Below are 16,777 nucleotides of genomic sequence, written 5' to 3' on the forward strand. Positions count from 1 at the left end.
CCAACCAGAAAGGACTGGATCGATGCTCCTTGACCTCAATGAAGAAGAAAGACTGCTGAAAGAAGGTCTCGAACAGTTCGCCGAAGGTTCGATCCGGCCGAAGATCAAGCCTTTCGTGGACCGGCATGAGTTTCCCACCGAACTCGTCAGAGAGTTTCTCTCACTCGGCTTCATGGGTACGGCCTACGATCCGGATTTCGCCGGCGGCGGACTTGGCACCCGAGGCGCGGCGATCGTGGCCGAGACGCTGGCTCGCGCAGAGCCGGGCTTCGCGGCGATCTATCTTTGCAACAGCGCGCCGATGACGGTGATCGCGCGCTACGGTTCCGACGAAGTCAAGAAGAAGTGGCTGGAGCCGCTATGCCGTGGCGATTTCATCGCTTCGTTCGGCGTAACCGAGCCCAGCGGCGGGTCGGACGTCGCCAGCATCAAGACACGAGCCGTGGAAGATGGCGATTCCTTTGTGCTGTCGGGATCGAAGGTGTTCTCCACCAATGCCGGCACGCCTCTGCACGGAGTGTCGACGTTCGTCGCTGTCACCGACCCGGAGCTGGGCCCCAAGGGACTCTCGACCTTCGTCGTTCCGGTTGGAACGCCTGGCTTTAAGGTCGGCAAGCCCGGGCGCAAGATTGGCTGGCGGATTGCAGATTCGGTGGAGCTGTTTCTCGATGAATGCCGCGTGCCAAAAGCGAATATGATCGGCAATCGTGGGGACGGATTGAAGCAGATACTTACCACTCTAAGCATCGGCCGCATTCTTGTTGGCGCCACAGGCCTGGGGCTCGCCCGCAAGGCGATGGACCTCGCGAAAACCTATGGGGCAGGTCGCAAGATCGGCGGAGTGCCGATATTCAATCACCAAGGACTGACATTCCCGCTAGCCGACGCGCTTACGAAGATTCACGCGGCTGAACTCATGATCCGCAATGCTGCCTGCTTGGCAGACGCGGACCGGCCATTCCGTCTCGAAACATCCATGGCCAAGTTATTTGCGACCGAAATGGCGAGTGAAGTTGCCGATATCGCTCTGCAGGTTCACGGCGGCTACGGTGCGTTCGAAGAGTATGAGGTGTCCGGGCTCCTCGGCGAAGCACGGGTCCTTCGTATCCTTGAGGGTACAAGCGAAATCCAGCGTCTGGTGATCGCTCGTGAGCTGATGGCGTAACGCACTGCTAAGATCAGATTGCCTACATGCCCGTTGCCCGGGGCGACGTCAGGTGATGATCCACTATCCCTTCACTGGCTCGCGCTGGTCGCGGCAACAGGCGTGGTGGCGGTCGCGCGCTTGCTGAGTGCCAGATATACTGCGGCCGATACGCCGATGCCGAACAGCCAGCTCAAATCCGCGCCGCCGAGGAGGCCGGTCGAGATCGGCCCCTGCAGTGCGCTAACGAGGCCGTCTTCCACCGACCAGCCGGCAACGAGACCCGCGAAGAAGGCGATGATCCCGCTCCAATTGATGTCGCCATAGGCGCTGGTCTGCGGCGAGCGGTAGAGTTCGGCGACGTCGATCTTGCCCCTTCGCTTGATGTAGAAATCGGCGAGCACGACGCCGGCCCACGGGCTCATCCACAACAAGAGGCTGATCATCCAGTTGTCGAACGCCTTCGCAAATGACGGCGCGAAGATGAAGTACAGCGTGACCAGATAGCCGGCGATGCCGACGATGATCGCTAGCGCGACGCGCGAGAGCTTGAATCCTGCGCTGAGCGCGGCGAGCGCAGCCGAATAGACATTGAGGATATTGGTCGCAATCGGTCCGTGCAGCACCATCAGCAGCACCAGGATGCTGGTCGGACCGCCGAACACCGCGCTGACCATCTTGGCCGGATCGGTATCCAGCGTTGTGCTGGCGATCGTCGCGCCCAGGATGGCGAGCCACACGCTCGGAACGAACATGCCGACATAGCTGTACCAGAACACGGAGCTTGACGGCACGCTCCTCGGCACGAAGCGCGAATAGTCAGATGCCCAGGTGACCCAGGAGATGCCCCAACCGACGCCGACCGCCGTCATCAGCAGCGTCAGCATCGCCAGATGCGCGCCACCCGAAAGGGACGTGGTGAGGCCCCAATTGACGACGCCCGGACGCGACCACGCCAGCACGCTCATCAGGATCATGATGGCAACCGTCGCCGGCACCGTATATTTCTCGAAGGTCCGGATCGCGTAGAAGCCGTACACGCCGATCCCGACCTGAAGCACCATCACCAGCGTGATGATGATGATCTCGACCAGCCAAGTGTCGGGAATGCCGAACTGGCCAAGAATGGCGACTGCGATCTTCACGGGGAAGTAGGTGTTCACGCCGATCCAGCACAGCGTCATCAGGAACATCAGGACGCTCGGAAGATAGGCGCCGCGAACGCCGAAGGCCGAGCGGCTCAAGACCATTTGGTTGACGCCGGTCCTGTGACCCATCACGGTGAAGGACGCAAAGATCGCGCAGCCGATGATGTTGCCGATCACGATCACCGCGATCGTTTCCATGAGGCCGAGCTTCAGGATGATGCCAAGCGCGCCGAGGGCCCAGTTGACCGGCGCGATATTGGCGCCTGCCCAGATCCACATTTGCTGCGGTCCGGTGGAGTCCCGGTCGGCGTCGGGAATAGGCTCGATGCTATGAATATCGGCGCGAAGCTCGGAATCCGTCATGACATCCCCCGTTCAATACGAAGCACGCTTCGTAATCGTCGGGCGCAGCAACAATCATGCCATGAAAGGAAGGCGCGTCCGCAAAGCGTGCCGCTCCGCACGCCGATGCGACGGGTGGTTCGAAAAATTGACGCTGTCTTTTCAAGGTCGAGACGGTGTCGCTCCCGGTCTATGTCGACGTGCAGGCCGGTCGTTGCAACGCTTGGTCATGCCAGTCCGGGCGTCGGCAGAGCCGGGACCGCAATAGCGAGCGTGCGATCACAGATTGTGCAGCCCGCGCCAAAAAGACAGCCAGCGACTCCCGTTCCATCTAGTCGAAAAGGGCAGCAGCGCTGTCGCGATTGGCGTTGCCCGCAACGATGCGTTGCATCATTTCGATGAACAAGCTGCGTTCCTTCTCTGTCAAGCCGGCGAGGGTGGCGTGATGTGCGGTCCGCGCCGATGCCTCGATCCGGGAGAGCAGGGCCGTTCCGGCCGATGTCAACCGGCAGAGCCGGGCGCGTCGGTCGTCTTTGTTGACGGCCCGTTCGACCAGATTGCGGGCAGCGAGCCGCTTCAGCGCGCCGGTCGTCGTGGTCCGATCCAGCGCGATATCGGCCGCCAATGTGGTCTGATCGGCGGTTCCTCGCGCCGCTAGCGCCGACAGCAGGCTGTATTGCAGCGGCGTTATCTCGAATTGGCCGCACGCTTCCTGGAACAGCGCGACGTGGATCTGATGCAGGCGCCGGATCAGGAACCCTGGCCGTTGTGACAATGGCCATGGGCGATGCCTGGTCTCACCGCGACGCTTCTTCGCTTGCTGCAACGCACAGTCTCCAGCCTTGGAACGTGGCGCGAGTAGCCCGATTCGAGTGCACGCGCCATCACCAGATCATGGCATGAAGCTTGCTTTTTGGAAAATACGAAGCATGCTTCGTATTTCCGCGAGAGCGGGATCAACCCGCCGGCGAGCCTTAAGGAGAACGTTCATGTCCATCAGCGCCAGCTTCGACCTGCTTTTGCGTGGCGGCCGCGTGATCTGCCCGGCCTCCGGCATCGACGGCATCCGGGATGTTGCCATTCGCAACGGCAAGATCGCGGCGGTACAGGCGGATATCCTGCCAACCAGTGCGAGGGAAGTGATCGACGTCGCCGGCAAGCTGGTGCTGCCGGGACTGATCGATACGCATGCGCATGTCTATCAATACGTCACCGGACGGTTCGGAATGAATGCCGACATGGTCGGAGTGCAGTCGGGCGTTACGACGCTGGTCGATCAGGGCGGTCCGTCCTGCATGACGCTGCCGGGCTTTCGTCACTTTGTTGCCGAGACCTCGAAGTCGCGCGTCTATGCGTTCCTGTCGGCCTATCTCGTTGGCGGGCTCGAAGGACATTACTATCCGCAGCTCTATAGCCCTGACGGAGTCGACATCGACGCCACCGTCAAGGCTGCGAGGGCCAATCCTGACATCGTTCGCGGTATCAAGGCGCATGCCGAGATCGGTGGCTTTGCGCGCTGGGGCATTCGCGTCATCGAAATGTCGGCGGAGATCGGTCGCCGCGCCGATTTGCCGGTCTATGTCCACTTCGGCCAGCTCTGGGGCCTGCCTGAAAGCGGCGCGAACGGTGAGGATGCCGACACCATCCTGACGCGTGTGATCCCGTTGTTGCGCGAAGGAGACATTCTCGCGCATCCGTTCACGCGCCATCCGGGCGGCTTCGTCAACCGCGATGGCGAGGTGCATCCTGTGATCCGGGCGGCGCTCGACCGCGGCCTCAAGGTCGATGTCGGCCATGGCAGTCATTTCTCGTACCGGCTCGCCAAGAAGGCGATCAGTGCCGGCATCGTCCCGACCACGCTCGGCGCCGACATCCACGGCTACAACACTCATGTGCCCGCGCCCGCCGGCACGCCGGACCAGCACGAGGACGAAGAAAACCATCCGTTCGCCGGCCAGGCAAAGTTCAGCCTGGTGCAGGCGATGAGCTCGATGATGGCGCTGGGGCTCTCGCTCGAGCAGGTGGTGCCGATGGTCACCTCCAATCCGGCGAAGATGCTCGGCCGGGACGAGGAGATCGGCGCGCTCAAAGTCGACAGAGATGCCGATGTCTCGGTGCTCACGGAGCAGACCGGGCGTTTCGTCCTTCGCGACAACGAGAGGAATGAAGCCATCGCCGAACGGCTGCTGCAGCCGGCGTTCTGTTTGCGCGCCGGCACGCGCTACAACGCGGTGGCGCCGATCCTGCCGCAGGCGGTCGCGGCGTAAGGAGGCCGTAGCAGTCCGATCGGGGAGACCCCACCGTGCGCAACGAGCGTGACTTTTCCTCCGCACCAGGGGCAGGCGCCGGGCAGGGCGTCGGTGCGCGGCTGCCGCGCAAGGAGGACGATCGGCTGATGCGCGGCCGCGGCCAGTTCGTGGCCGACATTCGTCTTGCCGGGCTGCAGGATGTTGCGTTCGTGCGCAGCCCGCTGGCCCACGCGCGTATCAGTGGCATTCATGTGCCCGAGCGCTATCGTGGAAAAGTCTTCACTGCCGCCGATCTCATCGGCGTCAAGCCGATCCGCGCGGTGTCGGCGTTGCCGGGCTTCAAGATTTCCGAACAGCCGGTGCTGGCCAGCGGCAAGGTCCGCCAGGTCGGTGAACTCGTCGCGATGTGCGTGGCGCCAACGCGTGCAGAGGCCGAGGACATCGCGGCTGCCGTAGCGCTCGATCTCGAAGAGCTTCCCGCCGTCTACGACATGTTGAAGGCGCGCGAGCCCCATGCGGCGCTGGTGCACGAGCATTGGGGCGACAACGTCTTCCTAGAAACCAACTACGAGGTCGACATCTCAACAGCGCTGGATGCGCCGATCAAGGTGACGCGCGAGATATCGACCGCACGGCAGTGCATGTCGCCGCTTGAGGGGCGCGGCGTGGTCGCGACCTTCGATCACCGGCTCGATCAGCTCACGCTCTATTCGGCCGCCCAGATGCCGCATGTCACCCGCAGCGGCCTTGCCGAATGCCTTGGTATGGAGGAGGGGAGGATCCGCCTGATCTCGCCCGATGTCGGCGGCGGCTTTGGCCACAAGGGAATTCTGCTTCCCGAGGAAGTCTGCCTCTCCTGGCTGACCATGCGCTGTGGCCATCCGGTGCGCTGGACCGAGGATCGCCGCGAGCATCTCACGGCGAGCTCGAACTGCCGGGAGCATCACTACAAGATCACGGTCTATGCCAACAGCGACGGAAGGCTGCGCGGCATCGATTGCGAGGCGACGGTGGATTCCGGCGCCTATTCCTCTTATCCGTTCTCGGCCTGTCTCGAGGCGGCGCAGGTCGCGAGCATCCTGCCCGGTCCCTATCTGATGCCGGCCTATCGTTGCCGGACTTTCTCGGTTGCGACCAACAAGTGCCCGATCCTGCCCTATCGTGGCGTCGCGCGCACCGGCGTCTGCTTTGCGCTGGAACTGATGCTGGATCTGGTCGCCGCGGAAGCGGGCCTCGAGCCCGGCGAAGTGCGCCTGCGCAACCTGATCCGGCCGGAGCAGATGCCGTTCGACAACATCACCAAGAAGCACTTCGACAGCGGCGACTATCCCGAGGCGATGCGGCGAGCTTTGGCGACGATCGATGTCGACGCGGTCCGCGTCCGGCAGCGCAAGCGAGAGGCTGATGGACGGCGGATCGGCGTCGGCGTTTCCATCTATTGCGAGCAGGCGGCACATGGCACCTCGGTCTATGCCGGCTGGGGCATTCCGATGGTGCCGGGTCACGAGCAGGCGTCCGCGCGGCTGACGCCGGATGGTGGTCTCGAACTGCGCGTCGGCGTGCATTCGCACGGGCAGGGCATGGAGACGACGCTCGCGCAGGTCGCCCACGAGATGCTCGGCATTGATGTCGCCAACGTGCGTATCATCCTCGGCGACACCGCGATGACTCCTTATTCGACGGGCACCTGGGGTTCGCGTTCGATGGTGATGGCGGGTGGCGCAGTCGCAACCGCGTGCCGCGAACTCGGCGAGCGCGCCAGGCGCATCGGTGCCAAGCTGTTGCAGCACGATCCGGCAGCGGTGGTGCTGCAGAGCGGTGAGGTCCGCGGTGTCAACGGCAGCGTGACGTTGAAGGAGATCGCCTACACCTGGTATCGCCGCCCGCAGGATCTCCCTGCCGACGTCGATCCCGGCGGACTTGAGGTCACCTCCGGCTACAAGCCGCAGCGCGACAGCGGTACCTTCAGCTACGCCGCGCATGCAGCCGTCGTCGCCGTTGATCCCGATTTGGGTGAAGTCGAGATCCTCGACTATGTCGTCGTCGAGGATGGCGGCGTGCTGGTCAATCCGATGGTGGTGGACGGCCAGATCTATGGTGGCCTCGCGCAGGGTATCGGCACCGCGCTCTATGAGGAGATGCCGTTCGACGCATCCGGCCAGCCGCTTGCGACGACGCTCGCCGATTATCTCCTGCCCGGACCGACCGAGGTGCCCGCTGCACGCCTCGATCACATGGAGACGCCGTCGCCCTATACGCAGTTCGGGGTGAAGGGCATCGGCGAGGGCGGCGCGATCGCACCGCCGGCCGCGATCGCCAATGCCGTCAATGATGCGTTGAGACCGCTTGGCGTCGAGATGATGCAGTCGCCGATTACGCCGCACCGTATTGTCGAGGCTGTGCTCGCCGCTCGCGATGCAGAAAGGACGGCGGCATGAAACCCGCGCCCTTCGGCTATGAGCGTCCGCGCGACCTGCCGGCAGCGCTTTCGCTGTTGGCGGAAGCCAACGGGGCGTCGAAGATCATCGCCGGCGGGCAGTCGCTAGGTCCGATGCTCAACCTGCGACTGGTCCAGCCGGAACTGGTCGTCGACATCACCGGCCTTGCCGAGCTCAAGCAGGCCGAGCGACGCGGCGACGAACTCGTGCTCGGGGCCTGCATCACGCATGCCGACATCGAGGATGGACGAACGCCGGATGTGACGCGTGGCGCCATGCGGGGTGTCGCCGCCAACATTGCCTATCGCGCGGTGCGCAATCGCGGCACGATCGGCGGCTCGCTCAGCCATGCCGATCCGGCCGCGGACTGGGTGTCGGCGTTTGCGGCTTTCGGCGCGCGGCTGACGCTGCGCAGCCTCGCAGGAGCGCGTACCGTCGCGATGGAAGATTTCATCCTTGGCGCGCTTGAATCCATTTTGCGGCCCGGCGAGATCGTCGAGACCATCCATGTTCCGGCGCGGCCGGCATCGGCGCATTGGGGCTACGTCAAGAGCTGCCGCAAGACCGGCGAGTTCGCGCATGCGCTCGGCGCCGTGATGATCGATCCGAGCGCTGCGACGGCGCGCGTGGTGATGGGCGCGATCGACACCACGCCGATCGTGATCTCGGATGCCGCGGAACTGTTCGGCGGGCGCATCGCCGGCGACTACAAGGAGCGCTTTGACGTGCGCGTCGCCGACGCTCTTCTCGCCAAGGCCGGCATCGGCAATCCGGCCGACCGACATATCCATGTGAGCGTGCTCAGGCGCGCCGTCCGTGAGGCGGCCGCATGAACATGATTGCGCTCAACGTCAACCGACGTGCGGTACAGGCTGAGGCGGAGCCGCGCACGAGTCTGGCCGACTTCGTTCGCGACAAGCTTGATTTGACCGGTACGCATCTTGGTTGCGAGCATGGTGTCTGCGGCGCCTGCACAGTGCTGCTCGACGGTGTGCCAGCGCGCTCATGCATCACTTATGCGGTGGCTTGCGAGGGTGCCGATATCACCACGATCGAGGGCCTCGATGAGGATGACATCACGACCGAGCTCCGCGCCGCCTTCACCCGCGAGCACGCCCTGCAATGCGGCTATTGCACGCCGGGTATGCTGGTCTCCGCGCGCGACCTCGTCCTGCGCCTGACCGCGGCCGACGAGCGCCAGATTCGCATCGGCTTGAGCGGCAATCTCTGCCGCTGCACCGGTTATGTCGGCATCGTGCGTGCCGTGCAGTCCGTGATCGCGGCGCGGCGTGCCCGCAATATCGCGCCCGAACCGGACGGAGGCCGAAAGGTCCTGGGGCCAGCGGGCTCCGGGCGAAGCGGGCGAGAGGGCGCGATCCAGGCGTCGCGGCCAATTGAGGCTGAACCCGCCTATGCATCCGAGGCGGCGGTATCGCCGGCCGAGATAGCGGACTTCACGCCGACCAACAGGCTGGAACGGGACTTCACGCTTCCATACCCGCCAAAGGATGTCTTTGCGATGTTCGACGACATCGCCGCCGTTGCGGCTTGCCTGCCAGGCGCGTCGTTGACGGCGGTCCCGAGCCCCGAACGGGTCGAAGGCGCCATCCGCGTCAAGCTTGGTCCGATCGCCGCGAGCTTCCAGGGGACGGCGCGCATCGAGCGCGAACCGAGGAATCTCTCCGGTCGCATCGTCGGCATCGGCAACGACCGGCGCAGCCGATCGGCGACCCAGGGCGAAATCCGGTACCGGTTGGCGCCGATCGAAGAGGGCGCGGCGACGCGCGTCGATCTCTTAATCGGATACACGCTGACGGGAATGCTGGCGCAGGTCGGGCGGCCGGGATTGGTGCGCGACCTCGCCGAGCGGCTGACCGCGGAATTTGCCGCCAATCTCGATCGCCGCATGTCGGGGGCCTCGCCCGAGCAGGCAACCGCGAAGGAGCTGGAGGGATTTTCGATGATTTCGGGAGTTTTGCGCGCGCGCATCGCGCGCTGGTTGGGTCGCTTCGTCAAGCGAGACGGAACGGCATGATGTTTCGGCGTCTCCCCATATCGCGGGGTGGCGAGGTTGGGACTGCGCGGAGATCAACAGAGGAATTGGAGAGCCACATGATAAGGACTTCCAGGATTGTTCCGGCAATTGCGCTGGTGACGGTTTTGCTTGGCAGCGGGGCCGAGGCGCAAACCATCAAGATTGGCGTGAACGAACCGCTCACCGGCGCGTTTGCCGCCTCCGGCACCTATGTCGTCAACGGTGCCAAGATCGCCGCCGACGAGATCAACGCCAAGGGCGGCATTCTCGGCAAGAAGATCGAGCTCGTCATCGAGGACAACAAGAGCAATCCGACCGAAGCGGCGGCCGTCGCCGAGAAGCTGATCACCAGCGACAAGGTGCCGGTGCTGATGGGCGCCTGGGGCTCGAGCCTGACGCTCGCGGTGATGCCGAAGCTGATCGAGTATGAGACGCCGATGGTCGTCGAGACGTCGTCGTCGAGCAAGATCACCACCACCGGAAACCCCTTCATCTTCCGCATCTCGCCGCCGTCGTCGGTCGAAGCCGCGGCCTTCAAGGGCATCGTCGACAAGCTCGCGTTGAAGAAGGTCGATTTCCTCGTCATCAACAACGACTGGGGCCGCGGCACCGCCGAGGATTTCAGCAAGATGATGAAGGAGAAGGGGATCGGCATCGGCCTGGTCGAGACCATGGACCAGGGCGCGCAGGACATGAGCGCGCAGCTCTCCAAGATCAAGGGCTCGGACTCCGAAACCGTCATTGTCACGACCGCGGTCGACCAGCTCACCTTGATCTTCAAGCAGGCGGCGGCGCTGGGCCTGAAGAAGCGCATCATCACCACTGGCGGCTCGCAGAATCCGGATCAGATCATCGCGCAGGCGGGCGCCGCGGCCAACGGCACCATGCACTTGACGACCTTCCTGCCCTGGTTCCCCGAGAAGACGCCGAACCCGGAAGCGACCAACTATTTCGTGTCGGAATGGAAGAAGCGCGGCTTCGATTTCGCCGGCTGCACCGAGAGCTTCCGCGGCTATGACGGCATTCGCACCGCGGCGGCCGCGATCGAGAAGGCGGGCAAGGCGGAGCCCGCGGCGATCAAGGCGGCGCTGTGGGACATCAACGTGAAGGGTTTGAACGGCGATATCGTATTCCGCAAGTCCGGACCTGCAGGCAAGGAGAGCGGCCAGAGCCAGCCGAACGTCTACCTGATCGAGATCAGCGACGGCAAAGTCGACATGAAGACGCTGTGACGATGAGATTGAAGCGAGCAACGACGGCGCTCCGCTCCCTCTCCGGCGTGCGGGAGAGGGCTGGGGTGAGGGTATCTCCGCGAGTCGCCGTGTGGAGAGAGCCTTCACCCGGCGCGGAGCCTGTACTCGGACGGCGCGAAGCGCCGATCCGGGTGCGCCGACCTCTCCCGCAAGCGGGAGAGGTGGAGTTTGCGGACCGACCGCTTCAACCAATTCCTATCGCGCTTTAGCACGGAGCCGCCTTGAGCGAGTTTCTGCAACATCTGATCAACATGCTTGTCCTCGGCGGCACCTACGCGCTGCTGGGGATCGGGCTGACCTTGATCTTCGGCATCATGAACGTGGTGAACTTTACGCACGGCGTGCTCTATACCTTCGGCGCCTACATCATGTTCATCGTGGTGCAGCAGCTTGGGTTGAACTTCTTCCTCGCGTTGCCTGTCGCTGTCGTCGCGGGCTGGCTCCTGGGCGCGGTGATTGAACTGACCCTGCTGCGGCCGCTGCGCGGCTCCGATATCGATACCACCATGCTGGTGATGATCGGCGCCTGGATCGCGATGCAATCCGCCACGCTGTGGATATGGGGCGGGGTCGCGAAATCGGTCGCGACACCGTTTCCGGAGGCGCCGCTTGTATTGGGGCCTGTCTCCGTCTCCTGGCTGCGGCTGTTCGTCCTGGCGGCCGCAGCGCTTCTGATCGTGGTGACGTACCTGCTCATCAACCGCACCAAGCTCGGCTGCGCGATGCGCGCGACGTTCCAGGACCAGGACACCGCGTCGCTGATGGGGGTCAACGTCGATCTCATCTATACCTCGACCTTTGCGATCGGCTCGAGCCTGGCCGCCGCGGCCGGCGCGCTGCTCGGCCCGGTCTATGTGATCTTTCCCCAGATGGGCGATCTTGCCGCGGTCAAGGCGTTCGCGATCGTGATCCTCGGCGGGCTCGGCAACATCACCGGCGCGGTGATCGGCGGTTTCATCCTGGCGTTGGCCGAGGAACTCGGCGCCGGCTACATATCGTCGGGATATCGGGACGCGATGGGCTTCCTGATCATCATCGCGGTGCTGATCTTCAAGCCCACCGGTCTGTTCGCGCGTTCGGAGCGCGTGGGATGAGGGCAGCGATCACCATGCTCGCGCTCGCGGCCTTCGCATCCGTGCCGCTCTGGCTGCGCGATCCTTATCTCCTGAACGCGCTGATCACGACCGGCATCTTCATCATCGCTGCAATGAGCCTCAATCTCCTGCTCGGTTTCACCGGCCAGCTCAGCCTCGGTCACATCGCCTTCTTCGGCATCGGCGCCTATGTCAGCGCGCTGACCTCGCTCGGCTTCGATATCGGCCTGCCCGGCGGCTTCCGTCTGGTTCACGAACCATGGCCGCCGATTGCGGGGCTCGCGCTGGCGATCCTGGTCGCGGGATTGTGCGGCTATTTCGTCGGGTTACTTTCCTTCCGCGTCCGCGGCGCCTATTTCGTGATCGTCACGATTTCCTTTGCCGAGGTCGTGCGGCTGGTAGCGCTGAACTGGGTCGAGCTGACGCAGGGGCCGCTGGCGTTGACCAATATCCCGTCGATCGCGATTGGCTTGCCGAGTCTCGGTGAATTGACGCTGCGCACCAAGCTGCAGAACTATTATCTCGTGCTCGCAGTCGCAGTCGTCGCCTATCTCCTGATCGCGCGGCTTGTGCACTCCCATTTTGGCCGCGCCATGCGCGGGTTGATGGAAAACGAAACGCTGGCGGTGTCGGTCGGGATCGACGTCACGAAGACGCTCACGCTCGCCGCGGTCATTTCGGCTGCTATCGCGGGCGCGGCCGGCAGCCTTTATGCGCACTACATCCGGATCATCGATCCCGAGGTGTTCGCCTTCATCAACACGGTGACGATGGTGATCATGGTCATCAGCGGCGGCAAGGGCTCACTGGCCGGACCGGTCGTCGGCGGCCTGATCTTCGGATTGCTGCCGGTCGTCCTGCGTCCGATCATGGCGCCGGAAGCACAATGGATCGCCTATGGCGGCGTGCTGATCGTGATCCTCTTCGTACTGCCGCGCGGCATCGTACCTTCATTGGCGCAGCGGTTCGCCAGACGGAAGCGCCAAGCCGCAACGGTTGCTCCGGTTGCCTTCTCCGAACGTGCCAAGGAGCCTGCGTAGTGACCTCGCGTGCGATCGCCTTGGACGTGGAGCAGGTCGCCGTTCGCTTCGGCGGGCTCGTCGCGCTCTCGGATATGAACTTTACGGTAGGCGAGGGCGAGATCGTCAGCCTGATCGGCCCGAACGGCGCCGGCAAGACGACCGCGTTCAACGTCGTGACCGGCTTTCTGGATCCCGCCCACGGCAAGGTGAGCTACCGCGGGACCACGCTTAACGGACTGAAGCCGCATCAGATCGCTGATCTCGGATTGATCCGCACCTTTCAACGGACCAGTGTTTTCCCAAACGACACGGTTTACGACAATCTTCTGATCGGGTTGCACCGCCAGGGCCGGGTTGGCCTGTTCGAAGCGATTCTTGGCCTGCCGCGCGGACGCGCGTCGGAACGCCGGCTGCGCGAGCGCGCCGCCGAACTCGTCGAATGGGTCGGGCTCGAGCGTCGCGCCCACGACCCCGCAGGTTCGCTGTCGTATGGCGAGCAGCGCCTCGTCGGCGTGGCACTGGCGCTGGCCGCGGAGCCGTCGATGCTGCTGCTCGACGAGCCGGTCTCCGGCATGAATGCGTCTGAGACCCACACGTTCGTCGAACTCATCCGCAATATCCGTGACCGCGGCGTTACCATCCTTCTGGTCGAGCATGACATGCCGATGGTGATGAGCGTGTCGGATCGGATCGTGGTGTTGAACTACGGCCGGATCATCGCGGAAGGACCGCCGGATGAGATCCGGAACGATCCTGACGTCATCGAAGCCTATCTCGGGCAGGGAGCCGCGCGTGCTTGATATCCGCGACATCGTCTGCGGCTATGGCGGCGTCACTGCGCTGCGGGGCATTTCGCTGCAGGTGAAGGCCGGGCAGCTCGTCGCTCTGATCGGCGCCAATGGCGCCGGCAAGAGCACGACGCTGCGCGCGATTTCCGGATTGGTACCGCTGCGTTCCGGACAGATGTTCTTTGACGGCAAGGATATCACCGCGGCGCGACCGCCGCGCGTGCTGGCGAGCGGGATCGCGCATTGCCCGGAGGGGAGGCGCGTGTTTCCGCACATGACTGTCGAGGAAAATCTTGACATGGGCGCCTATCTGCGCAACGACGCGGGCGGGATCGCCGCGGACCGCGACCGCATCTTCACTGAGTTTCCGCGTCTTGCGGAGCGGAAGCGGCAAGCGGCCGGTACCCTGTCGGGCGGCGAGCAACAGATGCTGGCGATCGGCAGGGCGCTGATGTCGCGGCCTCGCCTCGTCATGTTTGACGAGCCGTCGCTTGGGCTCGCGCCGAATATTGTCGAGCGAACGTTTGCCATCATTCGCGGCATCCGCGATGCTGGCACGACCGTTTTACTGGTGGAGCAAAACGCCTTTGCTGCGCTTGAGATGTGCGATCAGGCTTACCTCATCGAGAGCGGTCGCATCGTTCTGTCTGGCGTCGGCGCGGAGCTGATCGCGAACGAGCATGTGCGAAAGGCCTATCTGGGTGGCTGATCCGCCGCGGTCGCTCGGACGGCGATCTGTCCTTTGAGCCGGTTGATCGAAAAGACCTTCGTCTGCGCCAGCATCGGCGGCAATAACGTCAGTATCTATCCTGACATGTGGGTGCAATATGGGCGACTTAAGGTCCGCACCGCCGCTATGACCGTCGCTTGAATCGTTGAGGGCAGCCAATTGTATGCGCAAGTTTCAGCGCAAAGCTGGTGTATGTGCCTAAGGCGCATATTGATTTTTGTCCTCGGTATTACCCTCTTGGCGCACGGCACCTTCGCCGAAGAGGTTCTTCTGGATTTCAATATCCGGGCGCAACCGCTGCCGGCGGCCTTGGAACAGTATGCCGAGATCACTGGTCGCAATATTCTTTATAATAGTGATCTCGTGGTCGGCCGGCGGGTGGCGGCAGTGCAAGGCCGTCTTTCGCCCGATGCGGCGTTGACGAGGTTGCTGGACGGAAGCAAGCTCTCCGCCGTACAGATCACAGCGACCTCGTTCACGTTGGTTTCTGCTCCGGTCGGGCCCACAGTCCTTCCACAGCCCGTAGTGACGGATTACTATGGAAAAATTCAAGTAAGTTTGCATAACGCGCTATGTGGTGCTGGGGCGGGCCGGCCAGGCAACTATCGGATTGGAATGCGTCTTTGGATTGATAGTGCCGGAAGTGTCACGCGCTATGAGCGTCTCAATTCGACCGGCGTATCCGACATCGACGCGGGGATCGATCAGGCGTTGCAGCGTCTGAAGATCGGAGCCCGCCCGCCGGCAGAGCTGACTCAGCCGGTGTCAGTCGTCATTATCCCAAAAGGACCCGGCGTGACGATGTCCTGCGTCGAACCGGCTTCCAGTCACGCCGGAGTGCTGCCGTGACCCAATCGTCTCTGGGGCTGGTGCGACAGTTTCTGCTCGATCGCTATGATGATCTTAAGTATCGATTAACGGTTCGGCTGGGCTCGTCTGATTTGGCTGGGGACGCCTTGCAGGATGCATGGCTGAATCTGCAGCGCGCCAATGCGCTCGGCGCGATCCGCGATCCGGGCAACTACATCTTCGGCGTCGCGATGAATGCCGCGCGGGATCGGATGCGGGATGCCGACAACCGCCTTCTCAGCGCTGCGGAGGTCGAGGGATTGCTACAGATTGTCGATGATGCGCCGGATCCTGCCCAAACGGTAGAGGCGCAGTCGGACTGGCAGGTTTTGATAAGTATCTTGCAGGAAATGTCGCAGCGTCGGCGCGAAATCCTGCTGATGGCCCGGCTGGATGAGATGCCGCGGGCGGAAATTGCACGACGTCTTGGCATTTCCCAGCGTCTTGTCGAAAAGGAACTTCAACTCGCGCAGGAGTACTGCATCGCGCGGCGGCGCCAACGCTCAAAAATAAGAGTGCGGCTTGAGCCTGTGAAAAACGTCTTATCACTGAAGGGCAATGACCTCGGCACGGAGTCGGGTGATCGAGCGCTGCCCGATGAGGGCAGACAACGGCGATGACCGATGCCGGCGATCACGATCTCGGATTGGATCCCCTTGAGCGGGAGGCGGTCGCGTGGGTACGGCGGCTGACCTCCGGGCAAATGACGGTGGCCGATGCCGAAACGTTGAGAGATTGGCGCAGCAGGAGCCCCGCCCACGGGGCTGCCTTTGCAACGGCAAGTCGTCTCTGGAGAGATCTTGAGCCTGCCGGACGGAATTTGCGATGGCAGAGCCGCGTTTCGGGACCAGCGGAGATCGAAGAAAGGCAACGGCCGGCATCACTGAGCCGCCGATATCTGCTGGGGGCAGGGCTGGCGAGTGCAGCAGCAGCGGCGGCCTATGCCTTGGTCCGTCCGCCGTTGGACTTATGGCCATCGCTTACTGAATTGCGCGCTGATTATCGCACCGGCACAGGAGAGCAGCGCGATATCTCGCTGTCGGCGGAAACGTCGGTACGGATGAATACCCAAACCAGTATTGTCATTCGTTCTCTCGAAAGCGATAACGAACGGCTCGAGCTGATCGGCGGTCAAGCATTGTTTTCAACGACTGCCCGCGAAGGACGATCGCTCGCAGTATTGGCGGCCGACCGCTGGATCACCGCCACCGAAGCTCAGTTCGACATTCGGCACCTGCACGGCCGCACGGCCCCGCTGGTCTGCGTCACTTGTATGCAGGGGAGCCTCGCCATCGTGCGGGACAGCGAAACGACGCCGGTGATTCCGGGACAGCAGCTTCGTTATGACAGCAACGGGCCGGCGCGTTTGGAGACAGTTGATCCGGAGATCATATCGGCATGGCAGCGCGGCGTTCTGATCTTTCGCGCCACGCCCCTTTCGGATGTCGTCGAAGAGGTCAATCGCTATCGGCCCGGCCGTATCGTCGTGGTCAATTCAGAACTCGGGCGGTCGCCAGTGAGCGGTCGCTTTCGCATCGATAATCTCAACGAAATTCTGGATCAGATCGCGCGAGCCTTTGGCGCGAAGGTGCGATCGCTCCCGGGCGGACTTGTTTTGCTGAGCTGATCTCCGCCGGTGGTGACCGGTTCGGTGACATGAAACTGTCATAAAAAACCCGTGCGGT

15 protein-coding genes are annotated in these 16,777 nt (G+C 63.2%); 13 read left to right on the forward strand and 2 right to left on the reverse strand.

What is annotated here, in order from left to right:
* The first annotated feature begins 22 nt into the window (after positions 1 to 22).
* Entirely contained in the window at positions 23 to 1,165 is a 1,143-nt protein-coding gene (locus OZ411_RS10645; protein ID WP_282527893.1) for an acyl-CoA dehydrogenase family protein, read from the forward strand.
* A gap of 71 nt (positions 1,166 to 1,236) precedes the next feature.
* On the opposite strand, the gene OZ411_RS10650 is transcribed toward OZ411_RS10645, so the two are convergent.
* Positions 1,237 to 2,655 (reverse strand): cytosine permease, encoded by a 1,419-nt coding sequence (locus OZ411_RS10650; RefSeq protein ID WP_282527894.1) that lies wholly within the window; start codon positions 2,653 to 2,655, stop codon positions 1,237 to 1,239.
* Between the two features lie 310 nt (positions 2,656 to 2,965).
* Complete coding sequence (locus tag OZ411_RS10655; RefSeq protein WP_282527895.1) at positions 2,966 to 3,460, reverse strand: MarR family transcriptional regulator; 495 nt, start codon at positions 3,458 to 3,460, stop codon at positions 2,966 to 2,968.
* Positions 3,461 to 3,623: 163 nt separating this feature from the next.
* Here OZ411_RS10655 and OZ411_RS10660 point away from each other — a divergent pair, with 163 nt between their 5' ends.
* From OZ411_RS10660 to OZ411_RS10715, 12 genes are all read left to right on the forward strand, one after another.
* On the forward strand, positions 3,624 to 4,901 hold the full coding sequence (locus OZ411_RS10660; RefSeq protein ID WP_282527896.1) for an amidohydrolase/deacetylase family metallohydrolase: 1,278 nt from the start codon (positions 3,624 to 3,626) through the stop codon (positions 4,899 to 4,901).
* Between the two features lie 128 nt (positions 4,902 to 5,029).
* Positions 5,030 to 7,321 carry a xanthine dehydrogenase family protein molybdopterin-binding subunit gene (locus tag OZ411_RS10665; RefSeq protein WP_282527924.1) on the forward strand — a complete coding sequence of 764 codons (2,292 nt, stop codon included), beginning with the start codon at positions 5,030 to 5,032 and terminating at the stop codon, positions 7,319 to 7,321.
* Positions 7,318 to 8,154 (forward strand): FAD binding domain-containing protein, encoded by an 837-nt coding sequence (locus OZ411_RS10670; protein ID WP_130576623.1) that lies wholly within the window; start codon positions 7,318 to 7,320, stop codon positions 8,152 to 8,154. Before OZ411_RS10665 ends, OZ411_RS10670 begins: the two co-directional genes overlap by 4 nt.
* Positions 8,151 to 9,356 (forward strand): 2Fe-2S iron-sulfur cluster-binding protein, encoded by a 1,206-nt coding sequence (locus tag OZ411_RS10675; protein ID WP_282527897.1) that lies wholly within the window; start codon positions 8,151 to 8,153, stop codon positions 9,354 to 9,356. The genes OZ411_RS10670 and OZ411_RS10675 overlap by 4 nt, the downstream gene beginning before the upstream one ends.
* A gap of 77 nt (positions 9,357 to 9,433) precedes the next feature.
* On the forward strand, positions 9,434 to 10,588 hold the full coding sequence (locus tag OZ411_RS10680) for an ABC transporter substrate-binding protein (RefSeq protein ID WP_282527898.1): 1,155 nt from the start codon (positions 9,434 to 9,436) through the stop codon (positions 10,586 to 10,588).
* A 242-nt stretch (positions 10,589 to 10,830) separates the two neighbouring features.
* On the forward strand, positions 10,831 to 11,703 hold the full coding sequence (locus OZ411_RS10685) for a branched-chain amino acid ABC transporter permease (RefSeq protein ID WP_028164695.1): 873 nt from the start codon (positions 10,831 to 10,833) through the stop codon (positions 11,701 to 11,703).
* Positions 11,700 to 12,743: a branched-chain amino acid ABC transporter permease gene (locus OZ411_RS10690; RefSeq protein WP_282527899.1), complete on the forward strand. Its 1,044-nt coding sequence runs from the start codon at positions 11,700 to 11,702 to the stop codon at positions 12,741 to 12,743. Before OZ411_RS10685 ends, OZ411_RS10690 begins: the two co-directional genes overlap by 4 nt.
* Positions 12,743 to 13,525 (forward strand): ABC transporter ATP-binding protein, encoded by a 783-nt coding sequence (locus OZ411_RS10695; RefSeq protein ID WP_130576632.1) that lies wholly within the window; start codon positions 12,743 to 12,745, stop codon positions 13,523 to 13,525. The genes OZ411_RS10690 and OZ411_RS10695 overlap by 1 nt, the downstream gene beginning before the upstream one ends.
* Positions 13,518 to 14,222, forward strand: a complete 705-nt coding sequence (locus OZ411_RS10700) for an ABC transporter ATP-binding protein (protein WP_282527900.1) — start codon at positions 13,518 to 13,520, stop codon at positions 14,220 to 14,222. Before OZ411_RS10695 ends, OZ411_RS10700 begins: the two co-directional genes overlap by 8 nt.
* Before the next feature lie 231 nt (positions 14,223 to 14,453).
* Positions 14,454 to 15,092 (forward strand): STN domain-containing protein, encoded by a 639-nt coding sequence (locus OZ411_RS10705; protein ID WP_282527901.1) that lies wholly within the window; start codon positions 14,454 to 14,456, stop codon positions 15,090 to 15,092.
* A complete protein-coding gene (locus OZ411_RS10710) occupies positions 15,089 to 15,712 on the forward strand; it encodes a sigma-70 family RNA polymerase sigma factor (RefSeq protein ID WP_282527902.1) in 624 nt (207 codons plus the stop codon). The genes OZ411_RS10705 and OZ411_RS10710 overlap by 4 nt, the downstream gene beginning before the upstream one ends.
* Positions 15,709 to 16,719, forward strand: coding sequence for a FecR domain-containing protein (locus OZ411_RS10715; RefSeq protein ID WP_282527903.1), 1,011 nt, complete (start codon positions 15,709 to 15,711; stop codon positions 16,717 to 16,719). The genes OZ411_RS10710 and OZ411_RS10715 overlap by 4 nt, the downstream gene beginning before the upstream one ends.
* Positions 16,720 to 16,777: the final 58 nt, after the last annotated feature.

The organism is Bradyrhizobium sp. Arg237L (assembly GCF_029990105.1).
In the GTDB taxonomy this organism is placed as follows: Bacteria; Pseudomonadota; Alphaproteobacteria; order Rhizobiales; family Xanthobacteraceae; genus Bradyrhizobium.

Bases quoted from the DNA above. Each gene is read 5' to 3' on its own strand.
- OZ411_RS10645 (WP_282527893.1), top strand. From the start codon at position 23: ATGCTCCTTGACCTCAATGAAGAAGAAAGACTGCTGAAAGAAGGTCTC.
- OZ411_RS10650 (WP_282527894.1), bottom strand. From the start codon at position 2,655: ATGACGGATTCCGAGCTTCGCGCCGATATTCATAGCATCGAGCCTATT.
- OZ411_RS10660 (WP_282527896.1), top strand. From the start codon at position 3,624: ATGTCCATCAGCGCCAGCTTCGACCTGCTTTTGCGTGGCGGCCGCGTG.
- OZ411_RS10665 (WP_282527924.1), top strand. From the start codon at position 5,030: ATGCGCGGCCGCGGCCAGTTCGTGGCCGACATTCGTCTTGCCGGGCTG.
- OZ411_RS10670 (WP_130576623.1), top strand. From the start codon at position 7,318: ATGAAACCCGCGCCCTTCGGCTATGAGCGTCCGCGCGACCTGCCGGCA.
- OZ411_RS10675 (WP_282527897.1), top strand. From the start codon at position 8,151: ATGAACATGATTGCGCTCAACGTCAACCGACGTGCGGTACAGGCTGAG.
- OZ411_RS10680 (WP_282527898.1), top strand. From the start codon at position 9,434: ATGATAAGGACTTCCAGGATTGTTCCGGCAATTGCGCTGGTGACGGTT.
- OZ411_RS10690 (WP_282527899.1), top strand. From the start codon at position 11,700: ATGAGGGCAGCGATCACCATGCTCGCGCTCGCGGCCTTCGCATCCGTG.
- OZ411_RS10715 (WP_282527903.1), top strand. From the start codon at position 15,709: ATGACCGATGCCGGCGATCACGATCTCGGATTGGATCCCCTTGAGCGG.